Origin of the sequence: Streptomyces sp. NPDC021749 (assembly GCF_040640655.1) — a bacterium.
Lineage (GTDB): Bacteria > Actinomycetota > Actinomycetes > Streptomycetales > Streptomycetaceae > Streptomyces.
The window spans coordinates 55,090-74,876 of the sequence record NZ_JBFACE010000029.1; the positions used below are offsets into that span (position 1 = coordinate 55,090).

The following is a 19,787-nucleotide window of genomic DNA, read 5'->3' on the forward strand; positions in this document are numbered from 1 at the left end:
CCTGCATGGACGCCCTGAACGCCGTGGCCGTCGCGGCGACCTTCGTCTGGCTCGGAATGGTCCTCGCCATCTCCTTCCTGGAGGCGCCCCTGAAGTTCCGCGCCCCCGGCGTGACGGTACGCATCGGCCTCGGCATCGGCCGCCTCGTCTTCCGGGCACTCAACCGGGCCGAGGCGGTGCTGGCCGTCGTCGTGGTCACCGCGGTCGCCCTCGCCCGGCCCCCGCTGTCCGTGGTGCTCCTGACGGCCGTCACCGTCCTCCTCCTGACGCTGCAGCTCGCGGCCGTCCGCCCGGTCCTGAACCGCCGCTCCGACCGGGTGCTGGCCGGTGAGGAACTCCCGCGGTCCCGCGCCCACGTGCTCTACGCCGCCGCCGAAGCCCTCAAGGCGCTGGCCCTGCTCACCCTGGGCATCACCACGCTCGCGGTCTGAGCGCCCGCACCGGGGCGGTACCCCTCGCCGGGCTCGCGCCTCCGCCGGACATACCACCGCCATGCCGCGCAAGCGGTCTTCTCCGTACCGCGGTGGGCGGAGGACGCACCGACGGTCGGCCCGGCCCCGCGCCCGCCCGAACCGGCGATCTCCCCCACCCATGCGGCCCCATACGCTCATGCGCCGGCCCTTCCGTCCAGCCCTCGCGACGACCACCGCCGCTTCGCTCACCGGTGGGCTGCTCTGCCTCCCGGTGGGTGCGGCGACGGCCGCTCCGCCCACCGCACGCGCCGTGGCCGCCGGCGACTTCAACGGTGACGGAGACCGCGATGACGCTTCCGCCTGATGCCCCCGGGCCGGAAACTTGCGTGGCACGCATTATTGCGTGCCGCGCAAGTTTTGTTTACCGTGCTGAGCATGGGGTTGCGAGAGCAGAAGAAGGCCGAGACGCGCGCGGCGCTCAGCTGGGCGGCGGTCCGGCTGACCGTCGAGCGCGGGTTCGGCAACGTCAAGGTGGAGGACATCGCCGAGGCCGCCGGCGTCTCCCCGCGCACCTTCAACAACTACTTCTCCAGCAAGGGGGAAGCGATCGTCGCCCGCCACCTCGACCGCGGACTCCGCATCGCGGAGGCGTTGCGGGAGGGGCCAGAGGAGCCGCTGTGGGAGGCGATCACCCGCGCGGTGCTGGCCCAGTTCGGGCCGGACGCCGAGTCGGCCGCTCATCCCGTTGCTGACGCGGCCCGGTGGACGGCCGGCGTGCGCATGATGGTCACCGAACCGGCCCTGCAGGGCGAGATGCTGCGGGCCGGGGCCATCGCCGAGGCCGAGATCGCCGCGGCCGTCGCGGACCGCACCGGTACCGATCCGCAGCGGGACCTGTACCCGCACCTCGTCGCGGCCGCCGTCGTCGCCGCGATCAACACGGCCACCGCACACCACCTGCGCACCGATCCGCCGGTACCGGTGAGCACTCTGCTCGCGGACGCCCTGACCCGGGTCGCCGCGGGACTGTCGAACCCGTAGGAACCACCCGCACGCATCCCCTTCCGCAGGCGCCCACCCGTAGGCACCACCACCCGGACGGCACGCCCGGCACCGGCCGGGCCGATGTCCCCTGCCCGGAAACGGAAACCCCCTCATGATCGACGTCGTCATCGCGGGCGCCGGGCCCAACGGCCTGATGCTCGCCTGTGAGCTCGCCCTGGCCGGCGTGCGTCCGCTGGTGCTGGAACGCCGCACCGAACCGACCTCCGAGCAGCGCGCGAACGGGCTGGTCGGACAGGTCGTCAGGATGCTCGACCGGCGCGGGCTGTACGAGCGGCTGACCGCGCCCGGTACCCCTGCCACCCCGCAGCCGGCGCCCGGTTACGTCTTCGGCGCGTTCCCGCTCGACCTGAACGGACTGCCGGACAACCCGCTCCACACGCTGCGGGTGCCGCAGCACCGGACGGAGCGCATGCTCGCTGAGCGCGCCGCCGAACTGGGTGTCGAGGTCCGCCGCGGCCATGAGGTCATCGGCCTGACGCAGGGCGAGCGGTCGGTGGTGATCGAGCTGCGCGGGCGGGAGCCGGTCGAAGCGGCGTTCCTGGTCGGCGCCGACGGCGGGCACAGTGTGGTCCGCAAGCTCGCCGGGATCGCGTTCCCCGGCGTGACCAGGGACGACTCGGTGTCGCGCACCGGACATGTCAGCGTGCCCCGGGAGGTGGTCGGGGCCGACGGCGGCCTGGCTGTGCCCGGCTTCGGCGCCGTGCCGCCGTACCGGCACCTGCGGACCGCACACGGCCTGATCGCCTGGGCACCGTTCCCCGACGGCGACCCACTGATCAGCACGGTCGAATGGGGGCAGCCGGCCGAAGGCGGGGCCTCGCTCGACGAGCTCCGGGCCAGCGTCTCCCGGGTGCTCGGCGCGGACGTGCCGCTCGGCCCGCCGGCCGGGCCGGGACCGCATCTGATGAGGCGGCTGTTCGGCGGCAACACCCGGATCGCCGAGCGGTACCGCGCGGGCCGCGTCCTGCTGCTCGGGGACGCCGCGCACGTCCACGCGGCGATCGGCGGCCCGGGGCTCAACCTGGGCCTGCAGGACGCGGTGAACCTCGGCTGGAAGCTGGCCGCGGAAGTGCGCGGCCACGCGCCGGAGGGACTGCTGGACACCTACGAGACGGAACGCTCCCCGGCCGCCCGGCGGGTCGCCATGCACACGCAGGCGCAGTCGCTGCTGACCAGGCCGGGCAGCGACGTGACGGCGTTGCGGGAGCTGTTCGGCGAGCTGCTCGACCGGCCTGCGACGCGGCAGCACCTCGCACATCTGCTGTCCGGCGATGGCCTCACCTACGGCATGGGGCCGGCCACCGGAGCACTCGTCGGCCGGTGGGCGCCGGACCTGCCGGGCCTGCGCGAACTGACCCGCAGCGGCCGCCCGCTCCTCCTGGACCCGACCGGCACCCTCGATGCCGGCCCCTGGGCGTCACACGTCGACACCGTCACCGTCCCGGAACTCGACACCGCACTGCTGCTCCGGCCCGACTGCTACGTCGCCTGGCAGGGCACCACGGGCGACGGCCTGTACGAAGCCCTGGGCACCTGGTTCGCGGCGGCGTGAGGGTACCGGCTAGGTGAGGTTCAGCCCGCCGTCGAGGACGATGACCTCGCCGGTGAGATAGGTGCTGGCGAGCACCGAGGCCACCAGGTCGGCCACGTCGGCGGGTTGGGCCGGACGGCGCATCGGCGCGCGGTCCCGCCAGATTTCGTGCGCATGCGCCCAGTCCTTCGTCATGGGCGTGTCCACCAGTCCCGGGGCCACCGCGTTGACCCGGACCTCGGGTGCGAGCGCGGCCGCGAGCAGCCGCGTCACGTGGTTCAGCGCCGCCTTGCTCGCCGCGTACGGCACCGAGGAGCCCTTGGGGCGCACCCCGGCGTGGCTGGTGATGTTCACGATGCTGCCGCCCACAGGAGAGGCACGCAGCGCCGGCAGTGCAGCCGTGCACAGCACCCAGGGCGCGATCAGATTGACCTCCAGCAGCCGTCGCCAGTCCGCCGGTGCCGCCGCGGCCAGGTCGTGGTGGGGGATCGGCCAGCTGATGCCCGCGTTGTTCACCAGCACGTCCAGCCGCCCGTACCGGCCGAGCGCCGCCTCCACCAGCCCGTGGGCCTCCTCCTCCACGGCCAGGTCGGCGCGCACGTACGCCCCGCCGAGCTCCGCCGCCAGTGCCTCACCGGCCTCCGCGCTGCGGCGCGAGTGCACGACGACCCGCATGCCGTCCGCCGCCAGCCTCCGCGCGACGGCTTCCCCGATCCCCGAGGTGGACCCCGTGACCAGGGCGACGGGCTGATCCGATGGTTCTCGCGTCATGATCGCGAATCCTGCCATGGCCCGGTGGCAGGCCTGGTGAGAGGCCTGATGGGAGGGCCGGTGGGAGGCCTGGTGGGCGGGGCAGCGCGTGCCCCTTGTCGGGGCGCGCACTCGCCGGCGGGGTGATGTCACGAATCACCGGCCGGTATCCGTCGCTCATGTCGTCAGCACCACCACCGCTACGAGATGAGGTACCCGTCGTGATCCACCCGTGGTGGCTCTTCGCCGGCCTGGCCGCCGTCCAGCTCGGCGATGCCGCACTCTGTCTCAGGCCCGTCGATTTCGTCCGGGACTGTCTGAACGACGTCCACTTCCCCCGCCGGTACTGGCCCTTGCTGCCCGTGGTGAAGACCGCCTCCGCGGCCGCCCTGATCGTGGGCCTCTGGTTCCCGCCGCTGGCCGTTCTCACCACGGCCTCACTGGTGGTCTACTTCCTCGTCGCCATCTCCCTGCACGTCCACGCCAAGGACTACGGGCGCAACCTCTTCCTCAACGCCCTCGGCATGCTCGTCTTCTGCACCGCAGCACTGATCTTCGCCCTCCAAGCCGGGTGACACGGTCGGCCGGGCGGCATGAACACCACTGCCGCCGCCCCCCCCGTTGGCGTGCAGCCCGACGCCCGCCCGGAGGCCCGTGACCGGGACGGTGACCGGGGACGGGCCCGTGACCGGGACCACGCGGCAATGGGCCTCACCGGTGTCAGGAAGGACGAGGCTGGATGGTCACGGCCCGGTAGTCGTACCCGTCCTGGGGGAAGCCGGCGGCTTCCCATTGGAGGTCGACCTGCTGTCCGGGCGAGAGCATGCGGAAGCCCGTGCTCTGGATGTGGGAGAAGTGGCCCCAGCACCCACCGGGGGTCTCGGGCGAGTCGAGGACGCCCCAGCCTTCCTCGACATGCCAATTGCGCACAGTCGCCATCACCATGGCGGCGACTCTACGGACGTCGTCGGTGCCGGGATACGGGGTGCCCGGCCGAAAGTGCGACCGTTGGCCTGAACCCATCCCCGGACACGCCTGCTGCACGGCCGGCGGGCCAGGTGCCGAGTGCGCGGGCCAGTCGGTCGCTCTGCTCCCGGGTGATGCCCTGGGCGAGGTGAGTGCCGCACCGCGGACTGGTGGGCTCGTCGCAGTGCAGGATCCCGGGGAAGGGGTCCCGGCTGCCGGAAAGCGGAGAGGCCGCAGGAAGGGTCCATTCGGCCGGCTCCCACAGGGGGTGGTCCGCGAGGAGCGCTCCGGCGAGGCCCGGGGCCAGCGTCGCGGGGACGCCGGCCTGCGTCAGCGCGGCGCCGATGACGTCTGCGGCGTTCGCCGGCAAGTCCCGGTCGCCGAGCGCGGGCAGCAGAAGGAGCAGACGTGCGTGTGCGGCGTGGACTCCCGGGGCGTTGAGGTCGGGCGTGCGGGCGAGGTGCGTGAGCTCTTTCCAGGAGAGGCCCGGGCCCGCCTGGTGGCCGTCGACGGTGGCCAGGCGGCCGTGCCGCCCCCACTCGGGGTGGGTGACGAAGTACTCCGTTCCCGGCTCCTCGGGAAGGTTGTAGCCGAGGACCACCGCGGTGTGGCCGCCCGCGAACGGTATCCGGAAGACGGGCCACCGGTCTTCGTCGGCCAGTGCCTCGCAGGCCGCGTCGGCATCGGCTCCGTCGACACCGAACCATTCAGGAACGGGATCGTCATCCTCCGTCTGGCTCAGCCACATCAGGTAGGCCGCCCAGAACCCCGGCAGGCCCAGCAGTTCCTCCCCCGCGACGACAGGGGCGTCCTCGAATCCGTTGATCAGCACGGGGCCAGACTCTCAGCCACCTCTGACAGTCCGTGCAGCGCACGGCCGCTCCGCCCCGTGCGCCGCCGTTTCCCCTCGGCCACGCGACCGCTGACACCGCCGGAACGACCACGGTCTTCTCCTGGTGGCCCAACTCACCGCACGCTGGGGAACCCGCTACGTACGCAACGGCAAAACGATATGGGCGGAGCAGCAGTTGGAGCCGGCGCCCCCGGGGGAGGGAAGGGGACGTGACGCCTCTCCGGGGTGGTGAACATCGATCGGAACGCGCTCTGCCGTTCGGATGACGGGGCGTCAACTCCGTTGCCGTCGCGGTCACTCCGATGGGTAACTGGTCGCCAACCAGTCCGGTGGGCCGCCCATTCCTCTCCGGGGAGTGCCAGACGGCCTGCCCTTGTCCGCCCGACGCTGCGAGTGTGGTGCAGGCGTGGTGCGGCCCCTGGCATCGCGGGCGCGCCGCCGCCCCCGGCAGAGGACGTGTGATCGCCGGCCTGCGCCGTGGGTCGGCGCAGGCCGGTGCGGCGGCTCCTTGCCACCTCTCCCGGGGGCGTCATGCGATCCGTACGTACCTTGTGTTCCCTCGTCGGTGTCTGTGCCCTGGCGGTGGGGCTCAGCGCGGCCCCGACCCCTGCCCAGGCGCAGACTCCCGTGCTGTGCAGCGAGGCCTCGTTGGTGAACGCGATCAGTGCCGCGAACGCGGCCGGCGGGGACACCCTGATACTGCTGCCCTTCTGTACGTACCGGCTCACCGGTGCGCACGGTCACGGCCCGGCCGGTCCGGTGGGGCTCCCGCCGATCACTGCGCCGGTCACCCTGCTGGGCATGGGTTCCACCCTCACTCGTGATCCGAGCGCGCCGCCGTTCCGGATCCTGGAGGTCGATGGCGCCGCCAACATCCCTGGAACTAATGGGCAGTTGAGCCTGGCGGGGATCACCGTGCGCGGTGGCAGCGCGGTGGCCCCGTACCCGGGAGGCGGTATCTCGAACCTGGGCGGCACCGTCTCGCTCGTTTCCAGCGTCGTCACGGGCAACACCGCGGTCGCCGGCGGCGGCATCTACACCGACAACGGCACCGTGTCGCTCACCGCCAGCTCCGTCACCGGGAACACCGCCGCCTTCAGAGGTGGCGGCATCTACGTCAACTCCGGGGCGGCGAACCTGCTGGCCAGCACGGTCGGCGACAACACCCCGGACAACTGCGCTCCGTCGGGCAGCGTCCCCGGCTGCACCTGACGGTAGGGCCGGCCCCGGCCGGCCTCGACCGGACGCCTGGCTCGCTCCAGGCCCTTTCGCGCCGACAGCCCACCGTCATCCGGTCCGGTTCGGCGCTGCCTTCGCACCCCTCGACTCAGAAGGAATCACCATGCCCCTCAGCCCCAATCAGGGATCGACCGGCGGCGGGACCACGGTCACCATCACAGGTACCAACCTCGGTGGCGCCACCGCGGTGCACTTCGGCACCAAGCTGGCGACCATCACCGCCAACACCGCCACATCGGTGACCGTCATCAGCCCGTCCGGCACCGGAGCGGTCCCGGTGACCGTCACCACCCCGGGCGGGACCACCAACCCGCTGCTGTTCTTCTACGTCGGCGCGCCGTTCAAGTCCAATCTGACGCCCGTCTCGGGTGCCACCGCCGGCGGCGGCACCGTCACCATCAACGGCACCGGCCTGTCCACCGCAACCGCCGTGCACTTCGGCGCTGCCACCGCGGCTCCCACGGTGGTCAACGACGGCCAGCTCACCGTCACCGTTCCCCCGGGCACCGGCCCCGGGCCGGTGAGCGTCAGCGTCACCACCGCGGGCGGCACCAACAACGGCCTGTCGTACACCTACGTCGACGCCCCCACCGTCGCGACGCTCAACCCGGACTCCGGCCCGGCCTCCGGCGGTACCGTGGTGACCATCACCGGAACCAACCTGGCAACGACCGAATCGGTCACCTTCGGCGCCACACCGGCCACGTTCACCGCCATCAGCGACACCTCCCTCGTCGTCGTCACCCCGCCCACGCCCGACGGCGCCCCCGGACCCTCTGACGTCACCGTGACCACCGCCGGGGGAAGCTTCTTCGCCCCCGGTGCCTTCACCTACCTCGCCGCGCCCGGCATCTGACCCCGTTCCGTCCGATGACGGCCTGAACTCCGCCGTCCGCACCGCTGCGCTTCCCGGCCAGGGGCCGCCCTCCCCTGGCCGGGCCGAACCCGTCGAAAGACCCCGCTCCGGCTCGCCGCTTCGCGGTCGGACGCGGCTCGCTTCTCGGAAGGAACCCGGCCGTGCCCCGCTTCCCCCACTCAACGACCGCCTCCGACGAACGATTTGCGGCCGCATCCGGCCCTACGGTCGGCTCCGTGTCGCCGGCCTCGGGCCCTGCCACTGGGGGTACTGGCGTCACCGTGACCGGCACCGGCTTCAGCGGTGCCACCGCCGTCCGCTTCGGCGCCGTCCCAGCGGCCTCGTTCACCGTCACGTCCGATACCCGCCTCACTGCCACCTCGCCGCCCGGTTCCGGAGTGGTCCAGGTGACCGTCACCACCCCGAGCGGCACCAGCAATGAGTACGTCACCTTCGGCTACGGACTCACCCCCGCCCCCACCCTGAACTCCCTCACCCCCAACTCCGGCCCGACAGCGGGCGGCACGGCCGTGACCCTCACCGGTTCGGGGCTGGCGTCGGCGAGTTCGGTGCGCTTCGGTGCCGTTCCCGCGGCTTCCTTCACCGTGGTCTCCGACACCCACATCACCGCCGTCGCACCCCCCGGCGCAGGCACCGTGCAGGTCACCGTCACCACCCAGGGCGGCAGCAGCAACGGCCTCTCCTACACCTACGTCGCAGCAGCCACACTCACCGGCGTCGGCCCGAACCGGGGCCCCACGAGGGGCGGAAACACCGTGACGCTCACCGGCACCAACTTCACCTCGGCCACCACGGTCACCTTCGGCTCCACCCCGGCGACATCGTTCACCGTCGTGTCACCGACCAACATCACCGCAGTGGTCCCTCCGGGAGCGGCCGGAGCGGTCGCGGTCGCGGTCACCACGCCGGGCGGCACGGCAACCCTCCAGACCGCCTACTTCTACGTCAACGCCCCGGTCCTCGCCGGCCTCGCGCCCGCCGCGGGGCCCCTCGCAGGGGGCAATACGGTCACCCTCACCGGAACCCACCTCGTCGAGGCCACCGCAGTGCGCTTCGCGAACACCGCCGCCGGCTCCTTCACGGTGATCTCCGACACCCAGATCACCGCGGTGGCCCCCGCGGGAACCGCCGGCCCGGCCGACGTCACCGTCACCACGGCCGGCGGAACGAGCAATGCGCTCACGTACACCTACCTGGCGCCCCCCGTCCTCACCCTGCTCAGCCCGAATCAAGGGCCCACCACCGGCGGAAACACCGTCACCCTCACCGGAACCCACCTCGCCCCGGCCACCCAGGTGCGCTTCGGCGCCACCCCCACGGCGTTCACCGTCGTCTCCGACACCCATATCGTCGCCGACGCCCCACCCGGAGCCGCCGGCCCGGTCGACGTCACCGTCATCACCCCCGGCGGCACCAGCGCACCGGGCAGCTACATGCGGCTCAGCCCACCCACCGCATAGGGCTGCACCGGCTCCATGTGCTAGTGGAGTGTCCTATGGAATTCCTTGAAGAACCGCCCATGACCCTCTCGGCTCCGGACGCACTCATGGCGGAGTACCTCGACTTCTACCGCAGCACGGTGCTGCGCAAGCTCGACGGTCTGTCCGACGAGGAGTTGCGCCGCAGCAGAGTTCCCTCGGGATGGGCACCGCTGGAGATGCTCAAGCACCTGGCCCATGTCGAGAGGCGGTGGCTCCAGTGGGGATTCTCCGGCGAGACCGTAAGAGAGCCGTGGGGTGACCTGGAATGCCGCGGCGGCCGGTGGCGGGTCCGCCCGGAGGAGACGTCCGAAGAGATCAGGGCGTTCTTCGTGGAGCAGTGCGACCGCTCCCGGGCGATCGTTGCCGGAGCACGGTGGGAGGACCGTGCCGCGTCCCTCGGCGGGAAAGTACTGCCGGAGGAGGAACGGCCCGCGCTGAGCTGGATTCTGTTCCATCTGCTCCAGGAGTACGCGCGCCACACCGGACACCTCGACATCGCACGCGAACTCGCCGACGGCAGCGTCGGCGAATAGACGCCTGCCGTCTCCCTGCTCTCCCCGCGGGGAGACGGCCCAGGCGTCCGTAGCGGCAGCGGGCCGCGGGCGGCCCGCCTGGATTTCCTGACCGCAAGCCCCCAACCCGACGGGTGAGTTGTTCGTGGTACCGGGTGAGGGGATCGGAGGGAACGTGGCCGAATGGTCGAGGCTGCTGTCCGAGCTCGCGCAGGAGCGCGGCGCGGAACTGAACCGGTATGGCTTCCTGCTGTGCGGCGACCGCACGGAGGGCGCCGACCTGGTTCAGGAGGCACTGGTACGGGTCTTCTCCCGGCCCCACCGTGCGTGGGACCTGGGGGAGGCGGAGGCATACGTACGCCGCACGATGCTCAACCGCTATCTGGATCTGCACCGGCGCCGGGCCCGTTGGATCCGTGCGCTGCCACGGCTCGTGTCCTCGGCGCCGGTCGCCGACCACAGCACGGACGTCATGCACCGGCTCGACCTCATGGACGCCATGCGCGGACTGTCGCCGAGGCAACGGGCCTGCGTGGTGCTCCGTTACTACGAGGACCTGTCCACCGCGGACATCGCGGCACGGCTCGGCTGCGGTGAAGGCACGGTCAAACGTCATCTGAGCGACGCGTTGGCACGGCTGGGCGCCCGGTTGCGGCCACCCGCACCCCACGTCGCGGGGGAAAGGCTGGCGACATGAAGCCCGAGGACCTGCGCGAACGGTTGCTGGCCGCCGCGCACGGCACACCGCTGCCGGACATCGACACCGAACGCGTCCGGACCCGGGTGCGCCGGCGCAGAAGCGTCCGGTACACCGCCGTGGCCGGGGCGGGCCTGGCGCTGGCCGCCGCGGTGGTGCTGAACACGCTGCCGTCCGCCTCCCCACCGGAGCCCGAGAAGACCCCGACGGGCGCGGTGCACGAGCAGCCCCCGGCGACGAGCGGCACCGCACCGGGCGACACCCCGGCCGCCGAACCACCGCCTGCTCACTACACCTGCGGCACGAGAATCCCGGCGAGTTCCGGCCGGGGAACCGTGACCGTGCGCGTATCCGGTGTGGGCACGGCTCCGGACGGAGCCCCGCAGGTCAGCTACGAGGTCACGGCGACCGCGCCCTCCGTCGTCCTCTCCGGCCGGCCGCGCCTCCTCGTCCTGAAGGAAGGCCGGGTCGTGGCCGGTCAGGACCCGGCCGGACCGCCGGCCACCCGCCGGCCAGAAGAGCAGCACACCGCGCGCCGGACGACCGTCACCCCCGGCCATCCGCACCGCGCCCGGCTCGCGCCCGTACCCGGCCACCCCTGCGCGGGAACCACCTGGGACTCGGTGTGGAAGGGCGGCTACGAAGTGGCCGTCGTCCTCACCACCCAGCGCACCGCGCCCCCCGGCACCGGGGCCCGCCACGCAGGGATCGTGGCCCGTGCCCCCCTGGCCGAATGACGGCGCCGCACCGCTCTCGCCACCTCGCCGCTCTCGCCACCTCGCCACCTCGCCACCTCACGACCTCACGGAGGAGCCCATGCGCCGCACCCCGCTGCTCGCCGCCCCCGCCCTGCTGCTCGCCCTCGCCGGATGCGTGAGCCGGTCCGCCGCGGTGACCGCCGCCCCGCCCCACCCCGCGCCGACCACCACGAGCCCGTCGCCGAGGGAACAGGACCGCTCCCTGCCCTGCGGCAGCACCGTCGAACGCCCCGTCGCCGTCAGCGGCCCCGACGACCCCCTGCACCTGACCGTCACATCCCTGCGGCGCCAGGGCTCCGGTCTGCGGACCGCCTACCGCATCACCTCCGGTGACCGGAAGGAGATGCTCAGCCTGCCGATCGGCGAGGTCCCGCCCACGGCCCGCCTGCTCAAGCACGGTGTCATCGTCGGCCGCCAGAAGCCCGCCGCGGACCAGGGCCCGGACGGCAGGCCGGCCACCGGGTATCCCGTCGGTCGGCGCCCGTACCAGGGGACCCTGGCGATCGACGCCCTCTGCCCCGGCACCACGTGGTCCGACGTGGACAGGCACCCCGGCGACTACCGGGTGGTCGTCGTCATGTCGGACCAGCCGCACGGGGCACCCTCCGACAGCCGGCCGGCGGACGGTGTCCACCTGCTGCCCCTCCAGGAGGCCACCCGCGACGTTTCCACGAAGGACCGGTGAACGCGGCAGACAGACCCGGGACCTGTTCTGGCAGAAGCAGACCGGGGACGCGTACCGCCAACGCAAGCGTTGCCCGGCGAAGGCACCGGCGCGCCGGGTGCCTCTGCTGGGCGAAGGGCGCGGTGGGCGGGATGTGTCGTGAATCCGTAACGGCGCCGGGCGCGGGGCAACGGGCGGGGCGGCCGGCTCATCTGGGTAGTCAGCGAGGCGCACCGGGCGCCTTCGCGAAGGGGTGGATCTCACCCTGGGGGAGATCTGCGGGAGGGACGTCCATGACCAGGACGAAGAAGACCGGGATGAAGGCGCGGGGCGGCCGTGCGGCCGTGATCGGTGCGCTGGGGCTGGCCTCGGTGACTCTGGCCGCCGCGCCGGCGTTCGCCAAGGGCAGTGTGGACATCACGGCGCCGCACACGGCGCATGTCGGCAAGCCCTTCAAGGTGACGGCGCAGGGGGACGACGACGCTGCCAGCTACCTGCGGATATGCCTGGAGGGCCGCAGCAGCGGGCGGGCGTGGCACCGGGTGACCTGCGGGCCCGTGGTCGACACGGGCGCCGAAGCGCGGGCCACCGCACACGTCAAGGCGGCGCACAGCGGCGTCCTGCAATACCGTGCGGTCGTGTACGGCCTGACCAGCCCGACGGACCGCCATCCCGTGCGCGAGAGGACCTCTGGTCCGGTGCGGGTGCACGTCCGCTGAGTCCAGCTGCGCGGCCGCGGGTGGCCGGCCCCGCCACCACCCGCGGCCGCGCCGTCGAGGACGACCACCGCGGCCCACCGGAGTCGACCGCCGATGTCGTCGTCCCCCTGCCTGCCCGCTATTGAGGTGCGCTCGTCTTGAGCCAGTCGTCGACGGTGACGACCTCCGCCCACTGCGGGAAGAGCCGCTCGACGAGGACCCGGTGCACCTCCGGGTCGGTGTCCAGACAGGCGCCGGAGAGAACGGTGAGGCCGAAGTCCAGGTCGTTCGCCTGGCACAGGGTGTGCAGCACCACGGCGCTGGTGGCGATGCCGGTGAGCACGAGACCGTCGATCCCGCGCGCCCTCAGCACCACGTCACGGGGACGTTCGCCGCCCGGGCCCCGTCGATCGCCCTGCGCAGGCGTGGCAGGTATCCGGAGCCGTCGTCGGCGATGTCCACGATGGCCTGTTGGACGTCCATCACGAGAAGGGCGCTGCTCATGTCGTCTCCAGGAAGGAAGCCGGTAGGGCGGTGAAGCGGGTACGGCGGTGAAGCGGGTCGGGTCCATGGTGCCCGAACTCCCGGCACCCACGCCCTCACCCGAAGGCGTGCCGAGAGCGGGGGCCTCCCGAAGTCCGGGAGGCCCCCGCTACTGCTGTCGGCGTCGGCGTCGGGGTGGGGTCGGGGTGGGGTCAGGGGGGCCGTCGTCGGTCGCCCCACTCCCGCCGAGGAACGTGGCAGGGGCCCGTGTCCTGCCTCCGTCCGCCAGCCAACACCTTAGATGCTGCCAACATGCCGTGCATGACAGGGAGTTGAGGGTGGCGCGTCGTCGACTCGGCAGGGAACCGGGGCCACTGCCAACGGCGTTCGGTACGGTTTCGGGCATGCCTGCGCCCCGTGACACCTACGACTCCACCCGTCACCCCGATCTCCTGGCATGGCTGACCGAACGACAGGCGGACTTCGCACGCTGGGCCCACGAAGCCGGAGGCAGCACCCTGTTCGACTTCTCCCACGCCTCCCTCGACGCGCTGGAGGAACGGGTGAGGGAGGCGTACACCGAGACGGAGGAGATCACCCGGCAGCGCCGCACCCCCTTCATCCAGGGCGCGGTGTGGTACATCGGCGAAGTCCTGTGCCGCCGCAACGGGTGGGTATGGAAGTTCGAGCCGGACTTCGACACGGGCGAAGTACCGCCGTTCTACGGCGAGACGGAAGCGCCGGGACTCCTGGACACCCCCTGCGTGGGCGCACCCGAGGCCGGCCCCGGTGAGCACTGGTACCCGCTGAACACGCTGCGCCGCCTGCTCGCCGAGGACGACGAGATGGGCAATCCGATCGATGAACGGCTCGTCGGGATGGTCGAAGGCTGGTACGACGACGAAGACGACGAGGATGAGGACCTGAAGGACGACGAGGGCTGCGAGAAGTCCAGAATCCGCCGGGTTTCGCTGTCGCTTGCGGCGAGAAGGTCAAGGGATGCGTAGTGAGTGACCAGTTGCATGGCACGCACGCCTTCGAAGACAGGTCCAGACACCGGGTGTCCGTACTGTCCGGCACGGAAAGGACACGACGTGGCGCGGCCAGGGGTGTACGTCCCGACCCGCACGGAGCCGGCCTCCGGCCCGGCGAAGCAACCCTACGGCCTCCGGCACGCCGGGATCTCGTGCCGGCTGTACTCCTGTGGGGCCCGGCCGAATGCGCTCGCCGCGCCGGCCAGGGCATCGCGGTGCCCTTCCGTCACCGAAGAGTACGGCGCCTGACCGGGAAACCCCTGGTCAGGCGCCCTTTGTCAGCCGCTTAGAAGAACCCCAGCTTCTTCGGCGAGTACGACACCAAAAGGTTCTTCGTCTGCTGGTAGTGGTCCAGCATCATCTTGTGGGTTTCGCGGCCGATGCCGGACTGCTTGTAGCCGCCGAAGGCGGCGTGGGCCGGGTAGGCGTGGTAGCAGTTGGTCCAGACGCGGCCGGCCTGGATGGCGCGGCCGGCGCGGTAGGCGGTGGAGCCGTCGCGGGTCCAGACGCCGGCGCCGAGGCCGTAGAGGGTGTCGTTGGCGATGCCGATGGCGTCGTCGAAGTCGGCGAAGGGGGCCACCGCGACCACCGGGCCGAAGATCTCCTCCTGGAAGACCCGCATGTCGTTGTTGCCCTCGAAGACGGTGGGGCGGACGTAGTAGCCGCCCTCCAGTTCGCCGCCGAGTTCGGCGCGGGTGCCGCCGGTCAGGATGCGGGCGCCTTCCTTCTGGCCGATGTCCAGGTAGGAGAGGATCTTTTCGAGCTGGTCGTTGGACGCCTGGGCGCCGATCATGGTGTCGGTGTCCAGCGGGTGGCCCTGGACGATCTTCTCCGTACGGGCCACGCCGGCCGCCAGGAAGTCGTCGTAGTGGCCGCGCTGGATCAGGGCGCGGGAGGGGCAGGTGCAGACCTCGCCCTGGTTGAGGGCGAACATCGTGAAGCCCTCCAGCGCCTTGTCGAGGAAGTCGTCCGCGGTGGCGGAGACGTCGTCGAAGAAGATGTTGGGGCTCTTGCCCCCCAGTTCGAGGGTGACCGGGCGCAGGTTCTCCGAGGCGTACTGCATGATCAGCCGGCCGGTGGTGGTCTCGCCGGTGAAGGCGATCTTGGCGACCCGGGGGCTGGACGCGAGCGGCTTGCCGGCCTCGACGCCGAAGCCGTTGACGATGTTGACCACGCCGGGCGGCAGCAGGTCGGCCACCAGGCTCATCCAGAAGTGGAGGGAGGCGGGGGTCTGTTCGGCCGGCTTCAGGACGACCGCGTTCCCCGCCGCCAGGGCCGGGGCGAGCTTCCAGGCGGCCATCAGGATCGGGAAGTTCCACGGGATGATCTGGGCGACCACGCCGAGCGGCTCGTGGAAGTGGTAGGCGACGGTGTCCTCGTCGATCTCCGACAGCGAGCCCTCCTGGGCCCGGAGCGCCCCCGCGAAGTAGCGGAAGTGGTCGACCGCGAGGGGGATGTCGGCCGCCAGGGACTCGCGTACCGGCTTGCCGTTCTCCCAGCTCTCGGCGACCGCGAGGGCTTCGAGGTTCGCCTCCATCCGGTCGGCGATCCGGAGGAGGACGGCGGCGCGTTCGGCGGCCGGGGTGCGGGCCCAGCCGGGCGCGGCCGCGTGCGCGGCGTCCAGGGCCCGCTCGACGTCCTCGGCGGTGCCCCGGGCGATCTCGGTGAACGGCTGTCCGTTGACCGGCGTCGGGTTCTCGAAGTACCGGCCCGCTGCGGGCGCCACGAACTCGCCGCCGATCCAGTGGTCGTAACGCGGCAGATAGCTCATCACGGCATCGGCGGAACCCGGGCTGGCGTAACGGCCCATGAGGCGGCCTCCCCATCACTCTCGGTGCGGTGCCCGCCACTCCCGTGCGGCGGACGATGGGCGCACCCTAGGACCGCGGAGGTTGCCGGAACGTTGCGACGCGCGCGGCGTCCGGGGCGGGGGCCGCGCCACCGCTCAGGCCGTACGCGGCGCGCAGCCGGGCCGCGGCGGCGCGCGGGGCGCCACGGGCCGGTGACCGCGCCGGCAGCGCGTCCACCAGGGCCTCCCAGACCTCCAGGTCGTCCTCGCCCCACGGCGTACGGGACCACGCGCCCAGCAGCCCCGGATCGCGCGCGGCGAGCAGGGCGGCGCGCAGCCGGTCCGCGAGCGCCTCCCGCAGCCGCCGCACACCGGGCGCCTCCGACGACGGCAGCAGCGGACCGCCGTAGTCGTCCAGCGCGGACCACGGGTCCCCGGCCGCCAGCCGCTCCTCGACCGTGCCGAGATCGGTCTCCACCGGCCGGCTCAGGCGGTACGGACGCGAGTGCAGCAGCCCGCCGACGAGTTGCCGCAGCCGGGACAGTTCGGCGCGCAGCGTCACCGGGCGCATCTCGCGTTCGCCGTAGAGCTGGAGCGCGAGTTGATCACCGGTCAGGCCCGCCGGGTGACGGGCCAGCAGCAGCGCGATCTCGCTGTGCCGGCGTCCGAGCCGCAGCCGCCGGCCGTCGACGGCCAGCAGCGCCTCGTCCCGGCCGAGCACGGACAGACACACGCCCGGTTCCGGTGCCCCGGCCGCGAGATGGGCCTCCGCGGCCCGGGCGGTGGCCTGCACCAGGGCCAGGCTGTGCGGGCTGGCCAGATGGTCGCCGCCGGTGATGTCCACCGCGCCCAGCAGCCGCCCGGTCCGCGGATCGTGCAGCGGCGCGGCGGCACAGGTCCAGCGTTGCACCTGCCGGTTGTAGTGTTCGGCGGCGAAGATCTGCACGGCGTGATCGGCGGCGAGCGCGGTGCCGGGCGCGTTGGTGCCGGCGTGCGGCTCGTCCCAGCGCGCCCCGACCACGAAGTTCATCCGCTCGGCACTGCGCCGCACCCCCCGGTGCCCCTCCACCCACAGCAGCCGCCCCTGCTGGTCGCAGACCGCCAGCAGATGCGCCCCGTCCTGCGCGAAGCTGCCCAGCAGGTCCCGGAAGACCGGCATCGCGCGGGCCAGCGGATGGCTCTCGCGGTGGGCCCGCAGTGCCGCCTCGTCCAGCTCGATCGGCGCGGCGCCGTCCCACGCGGCCCGCGCCTGCGCGGACCGGCGCCAGGACTCGGCGACGACCCGGCGGACCGGCGCGGCGACGGTCCCGTCGGCCAGGAACGCCGCGTGGGCCCGGCGCACCGTGCGGGTGCGCTCCACCGGATCGGCACCGGCCTCCATCGCCAGCCAGGGGTTGACCACGTGTCACCTTTCCGCAGCGGCTCCTGCACCGTACGTGCCGATGGTGCTCGGCCGGGGCGGAGCCGTAAAGCCCGCCTGCGCGCGATCGCTCAAGCGTGCGGGGGACCTCGCGGGCAGGCGCAGCCCGTCCGCGGGGATCAGCTCCGGGGCGGGCCGGGCAAAGCCCTCCGGTCCATGAGGCACTCCTGAACCATGGAGGTGCCGGTGGGACCCTTGCGGACGCGGCGGCGTCACGTCATGACGTTCTGTCATACTGCCCGGAACTCTTGGCAGTTGAGGACTAGGGCAGATTTTGAATAAGAGTCAACAGCGCGGCGCAAGCGGCTCCCCGGCCGCTCGCGGCACCGTACGTTCCCAGGCGCGCCGCGCCGAACTGATAGCCACCGGGCGGAAGTTGTTCGCCGACACCTCCTACGACGCGCTGTCGATGGACGACATCGCCCGCCAGGCCGGGGTCGCCAAGGGCCTGATCTACTACTACTTCACGAACAAACGCGGCTACTACCTCGCGATCATCGAGGACGCGGTGGCCGAGCTGGTCGAGCGGGCCGGCGCCACCCACGACCTGCCGCCCGTCGAACGCGTCCAGCGCACCGTCGACGGCTATCTGCGCTACGCCCAGCACCACCAGGCGGCCTACCGCGCCATCGTCACCGGCGGGGTCGGCTGCGACGCCGAGGTCATGGCGATCCGCGACACGGTGCGCGCCCGGCTGCTCGGCACCATCGCGCTCGGCGCCTGGGGCCGTACCGACCTCCCCCCGCTCGCCCGCACCGCGCTGACCGGCTGGCTCTCCGGCGTTGAGGGCGTCACCCTGGACTGGATCGCGGAACAGGAGGTGCCCCGCGAGACGGTGGTGACGCTGCTGGTGCGCGGGCTGGGCGACACCCTCCGGCTGATCGAGGAGTTGGAACCGGCCTGCCCGGCCGCGCCCCGGCCGCCCGCCTGAGACCGGCGGGGCGGCATGCCGGACGGGCGGGAGGCCGCCACCTCCCGCCCGTCCGGGTTCCGTGCGCCGACGGCTAGTTGATGGCCTTGATCAGCTCGCCGTTGGTGGTGTCACCGCTCAGTTCCCAGAAGAACGTGCCGCCCAGGCCCTGGGCGTTCTTGAAGGCCATCTTGGTCCCGATGGTCTCCGGGGTGTCGTAACTCCACCACTGGTCACCGCACTTGGCGTAGGCGGTGCCGCCCACCTTGCCGGTGGCCGGGCAGCGGGTCTTGAGCACCTTGTAGTCGTCGATGCCGGCCTCGTACTTGCCCGGCGCCGCACCCGTCGCCGTGCCGCCCGGCGCGTCCTGGGTGACGCCCGACCAGCCACGGCCGTAGAAGCCGATGCCCAGCAGCAGCTTGCTCGCCGGCACCCCGAGGCCCTTCAGTTTGGCGATGGTGTCGGTGGTGTTGAAACCGGCCTTGGGGATGCCGCTGTACGACGACAGCGGGGAGTGCGGGGCGGTCGGGCCCTTGGCGTCCCAGGCGCCGAAGTAGTCGTAGGTCATCGGGTTGTACCAGTCGACGTACTGGGCCGCGCCCGCGTAGTCGGCGGCGTCCATCTTGCCGCCGGCCGAGGCGTCCGCGGTGATCGCCGCGGTCACCAGGTTGTCCCGGCCGAACTTCGCCCGCAGCGCCTTCATGACGCCGGTGAAGGCGTCCTTCCCGCTGGTGTCGCAGGTCAGGCCGCAGGCGTTGGGGTACTCCCAGTCGATGTCGATGCCGTCGAAGACGTCCGCCCAGCGCGGGTCCTCGACCAGGTCGTAGCAGGACTGGGCGAAGGCGGCCGGGTTCCTGGCGGCCTCGCCGAAGCCGCCGGACCAGGTCCAGCCGCCGAAGGACCAGATCACCTTGAGGCCCGGGTGCAGCTTCTTGAGCTTCCTGAGCTGGTTGAAGTTGCCGCGCAGCGCACCGGCGTCCCAGGTGTCCGCCTTGCCGTCGACGCTCTGGTCGGCGGTGTAGGCCTTGTCGTAGTCGGCGTAGGAGTCGCCGATGGCGCACCTGCCGCCCTGGACGTTGCCGAAGGCGTAGTTGATGTGGGTGAGCTTGGCCGCCGACCCCGACGTCTCGATGTTCTTGACGTGGTAATTGCGGTCGTAGACACCCCAGTTGGTGAAGTACCCGACCACCTTGTCGCCCGCCGCGGCCGGCTTCGCCGTGGGGACGGCGGCCGCGGACGGGTGCGGGGCGGTGGAGGTGCCCGCGGGGTGGGCCGAGGCCGGTCCGGCGAGCAGGGTGCCGGCCAGCGCGGCGGTACACAGCGCGGTGGCGGCGGCGATCAGCCGGCGCGGCGATCGCGTCCGGTGCGGTCTGAGCATGTCGTCTCCTCGGAGGGGGGCGAGGGGGAAGCCTTGATGACCTGCGTTCCGAATTGGCATGAACGCGCGGAACGTTGAGGAGAAACGTAGAAGGACTAGACCAGTGCGTCAATGGTTCGGACCAATTTCACCGGCGGCGGGTAGCGGGACCCCGCTCCTCCCGGCCGGCGGGCCGGTCCCGTGCCCGCCGTCGATCAACCCGTGACGCCGGGCCGCCGATCGGGCATACTCCTAGCGCCACAGCCGCAGGTCATCGCCTTCCGAGACCC

20 protein-coding genes and 1 pseudogene are annotated in these 19,787 nt (G+C 72.2%); 14 read left to right on the forward strand and 7 right to left on the reverse strand.

Translation table 11 applies throughout. The features are described 5' to 3' along the window. Positions 1 to 5: 5 nt before the first annotated feature. The 3 genes from AB0G35_RS25685 to AB0G35_RS25695 all read left to right on the forward strand — a co-directional run bounded on the left by AB0G35_RS25685 (position 6) and on the right by AB0G35_RS25695 (position 3,030). Positions 6 to 431 (forward strand): hypothetical protein, encoded by a 426-nt coding sequence (locus AB0G35_RS25685; protein WP_360953954.1) that lies wholly within the window; start codon positions 6 to 8, stop codon positions 429 to 431. A 417-nt stretch (positions 432 to 848) separates the two neighbouring features. After that, complete coding sequence (locus AB0G35_RS25690) at positions 849 to 1,454, forward strand: TetR family transcriptional regulator (protein ID WP_360953957.1); 606 nt, start codon at positions 849 to 851, stop codon at positions 1,452 to 1,454. Between the two features lie 115 nt (positions 1,455 to 1,569). Continuing rightward, complete coding sequence (locus AB0G35_RS25695) at positions 1,570 to 3,030, forward strand: FAD-dependent monooxygenase (protein ID WP_360953960.1); 1,461 nt, start codon at positions 1,570 to 1,572, stop codon at positions 3,028 to 3,030. Positions 3,031 to 3,039: 9 nt separating this feature from the next. Here AB0G35_RS25695 and AB0G35_RS25700 read toward each other — a convergent pair whose 3' ends face one another. Continuing rightward, entirely contained in the window at positions 3,040 to 3,780 is a 741-nt protein-coding gene (locus AB0G35_RS25700) for an SDR family oxidoreductase (RefSeq protein ID WP_360953963.1), read from the reverse strand. 200 nt (positions 3,781 to 3,980) lie between these two features. On the opposite strand from AB0G35_RS25700, the gene AB0G35_RS25705 reads away from it, so the two are divergent. Then, complete coding sequence (locus AB0G35_RS25705) at positions 3,981 to 4,334, forward strand: DoxX family protein (RefSeq protein WP_360953966.1); 354 nt, start codon at positions 3,981 to 3,983, stop codon at positions 4,332 to 4,334. A 145-nt stretch (positions 4,335 to 4,479) separates the two neighbouring features. Here AB0G35_RS25705 and AB0G35_RS25710 read toward each other — a convergent pair whose 3' ends face one another. After that, a complete protein-coding gene (locus AB0G35_RS25710) occupies positions 4,480 to 4,704 on the reverse strand; it encodes a cold shock domain-containing protein (protein WP_360953969.1) in 225 nt (74 codons plus the stop codon). A 10-nt stretch (positions 4,705 to 4,714) separates the two neighbouring features. After that, positions 4,715 to 5,557, reverse strand: a complete 843-nt coding sequence (locus AB0G35_RS25715; protein WP_360953973.1) for a hypothetical protein — start codon at positions 5,555 to 5,557, stop codon at positions 4,715 to 4,717. 552 nt (positions 5,558 to 6,109) lie between these two features. Between AB0G35_RS25715 and AB0G35_RS25720 the strand changes: the two genes are divergently transcribed. From AB0G35_RS25720 to AB0G35_RS25755, 8 genes are all read left to right on the forward strand, one after another. Then, positions 6,110 to 6,790, forward strand: a complete 681-nt coding sequence (locus tag AB0G35_RS25720; protein ID WP_360953976.1) for a hypothetical protein — start codon at positions 6,110 to 6,112, stop codon at positions 6,788 to 6,790. Between the two features lie 130 nt (positions 6,791 to 6,920). Next, positions 6,921 to 7,673, forward strand: coding sequence for an IPT/TIG domain-containing protein (locus AB0G35_RS25725; RefSeq protein ID WP_360953979.1), 753 nt, complete (start codon positions 6,921 to 6,923; stop codon positions 7,671 to 7,673). A gap of 161 nt (positions 7,674 to 7,834) precedes the next feature. Then, the gene (locus AB0G35_RS25730) at positions 7,835 to 9,154 is read left to right on the forward strand and encodes an IPT/TIG domain-containing protein (protein WP_360953982.1); all 1,320 of its coding nucleotides are present in this window, start codon (positions 7,835 to 7,837) and stop codon (positions 9,152 to 9,154) included. 59 nt (positions 9,155 to 9,213) lie between these two features. After that, entirely contained in the window at positions 9,214 to 9,708 is a 495-nt protein-coding gene (locus tag AB0G35_RS25735) for a DinB family protein (protein ID WP_360953985.1), read from the forward strand. 154 nt (positions 9,709 to 9,862) lie between these two features. Then, positions 9,863 to 10,384, forward strand: a complete 522-nt coding sequence (locus tag AB0G35_RS25740; RefSeq protein WP_360953988.1) for a sigma-70 family RNA polymerase sigma factor — start codon at positions 9,863 to 9,865, stop codon at positions 10,382 to 10,384. Further along, positions 10,381 to 11,121, forward strand: coding sequence for a hypothetical protein (locus AB0G35_RS25745; RefSeq protein ID WP_360953991.1), 741 nt, complete (start codon positions 10,381 to 10,383; stop codon positions 11,119 to 11,121). The genes AB0G35_RS25740 and AB0G35_RS25745 overlap by 4 nt, the downstream gene beginning before the upstream one ends. 79 nt (positions 11,122 to 11,200) lie before the next feature. Beyond that, positions 11,201 to 11,827: a hypothetical protein gene (locus tag AB0G35_RS25750; RefSeq protein ID WP_360953994.1), complete on the forward strand. Its 627-nt coding sequence runs from the start codon at positions 11,201 to 11,203 to the stop codon at positions 11,825 to 11,827. A gap of 272 nt (positions 11,828 to 12,099) precedes the next feature. Next, entirely contained in the window at positions 12,100 to 12,525 is a 426-nt protein-coding gene (locus AB0G35_RS25755; RefSeq protein WP_360953997.1) for a hypothetical protein, read from the forward strand. A gap of 118 nt (positions 12,526 to 12,643) precedes the next feature. On the opposite strand, the pseudogene AB0G35_RS25760 reads toward AB0G35_RS25755, so the two are convergent. Next, positions 12,644 to 13,008 (reverse strand): annotated as a pseudogene (locus tag AB0G35_RS25760) (isochorismatase family protein). Positions 13,009 to 13,391: 383 nt separating this feature from the next. Here AB0G35_RS25760 and AB0G35_RS25765 point away from each other — a divergent pair. Next, positions 13,392 to 13,994 carry a hypothetical protein gene (locus tag AB0G35_RS25765; protein ID WP_360954000.1) on the forward strand — a complete coding sequence of 201 codons (603 nt, stop codon included), beginning with the start codon at positions 13,392 to 13,394 and terminating at the stop codon, positions 13,992 to 13,994. 313 nt (positions 13,995 to 14,307) lie between these two features. Here AB0G35_RS25765 and adh read toward each other — a convergent pair whose 3' ends face one another. Then, positions 14,308 to 15,831: an aldehyde dehydrogenase gene (adh, locus tag AB0G35_RS25770; protein WP_360954003.1), complete on the reverse strand. Its 1,524-nt coding sequence runs from the start codon at positions 15,829 to 15,831 to the stop codon at positions 14,308 to 14,310. A 67-nt stretch (positions 15,832 to 15,898) separates the two neighbouring features. Continuing rightward, the gene (locus tag AB0G35_RS25775) at positions 15,899 to 17,212 is read right to left on the reverse strand and encodes a GAF domain-containing protein (RefSeq protein ID WP_360954005.1); all 1,314 of its coding nucleotides are present in this window, start codon (positions 17,210 to 17,212) and stop codon (positions 15,899 to 15,901) included. A 292-nt stretch (positions 17,213 to 17,504) separates the two neighbouring features. On the opposite strand from AB0G35_RS25775, the gene AB0G35_RS25780 reads away from it, so the two are divergent. Then, positions 17,505 to 18,161 carry a TetR/AcrR family transcriptional regulator gene (locus AB0G35_RS25780; RefSeq protein WP_360954008.1) on the forward strand — a complete coding sequence of 219 codons (657 nt, stop codon included), beginning with the start codon at positions 17,505 to 17,507 and terminating at the stop codon, positions 18,159 to 18,161. A 73-nt stretch (positions 18,162 to 18,234) separates the two neighbouring features. Here the strand turns inward: AB0G35_RS25780 and AB0G35_RS25785 are convergent, their stop codons facing one another. After that, positions 18,235 to 19,518: a glycoside hydrolase family 18 protein gene (locus tag AB0G35_RS25785; protein WP_360954011.1), complete on the reverse strand. Its 1,284-nt coding sequence runs from the start codon at positions 19,516 to 19,518 to the stop codon at positions 18,235 to 18,237. Positions 19,519 to 19,787 lie beyond the last annotated feature (269 nt).

Bases quoted from the DNA above. Each gene is read 5' to 3' on its own strand.
- AB0G35_RS25725 (WP_360953979.1), top strand. From the start codon at position 6,921: ATGCCCCTCAGCCCCAATCAGGGATCGACCGGCGGCGGGACCACGGTC.
- AB0G35_RS25765 (WP_360954000.1), top strand. From the start codon at position 13,392: ATGCCTGCGCCCCGTGACACCTACGACTCCACCCGTCACCCCGATCTC.
- AB0G35_RS25745 (WP_360953991.1), top strand. From the start codon at position 10,381: ATGAAGCCCGAGGACCTGCGCGAACGGTTGCTGGCCGCCGCGCACGGC.
- AB0G35_RS25735 (WP_360953985.1), top strand. From the start codon at position 9,214: ATGACCCTCTCGGCTCCGGACGCACTCATGGCGGAGTACCTCGACTTC.
- AB0G35_RS25785 (WP_360954011.1), bottom strand. From the start codon at position 19,518: ATGCTCAGACCGCACCGGACGCGATCGCCGCGCCGGCTGATCGCCGCC.
- AB0G35_RS25685 (WP_360953954.1), top strand. From the start codon at position 6: ATGGACGCCCTGAACGCCGTGGCCGTCGCGGCGACCTTCGTCTGGCTC.
- AB0G35_RS25755 (WP_360953997.1), top strand. From the start codon at position 12,100: ATGACCAGGACGAAGAAGACCGGGATGAAGGCGCGGGGCGGCCGTGCG.
- AB0G35_RS25750 (WP_360953994.1), top strand. From the start codon at position 11,201: ATGCGCCGCACCCCGCTGCTCGCCGCCCCCGCCCTGCTGCTCGCCCTC.
- adh (WP_360954003.1), bottom strand. From the start codon at position 15,831: ATGGGCCGTTACGCCAGCCCGGGTTCCGCCGATGCCGTGATGAGCTAT.
- AB0G35_RS25700 (WP_360953963.1), bottom strand. From the start codon at position 3,780: ATGACGCGAGAACCATCGGATCAGCCCGTCGCCCTGGTCACGGGGTCC.
- AB0G35_RS25690 (WP_360953957.1), top strand. From the start codon at position 849: ATGGGGTTGCGAGAGCAGAAGAAGGCCGAGACGCGCGCGGCGCTCAGC.
- AB0G35_RS25710 (WP_360953969.1), bottom strand. From the start codon at position 4,704: ATGGTGATGGCGACTGTGCGCAATTGGCATGTCGAGGAAGGCTGGGGC.
- AB0G35_RS25720 (WP_360953976.1), top strand. From the start codon at position 6,110: ATGCGATCCGTACGTACCTTGTGTTCCCTCGTCGGTGTCTGTGCCCTG.
- AB0G35_RS25695 (WP_360953960.1), top strand. From the start codon at position 1,570: ATGATCGACGTCGTCATCGCGGGCGCCGGGCCCAACGGCCTGATGCTC.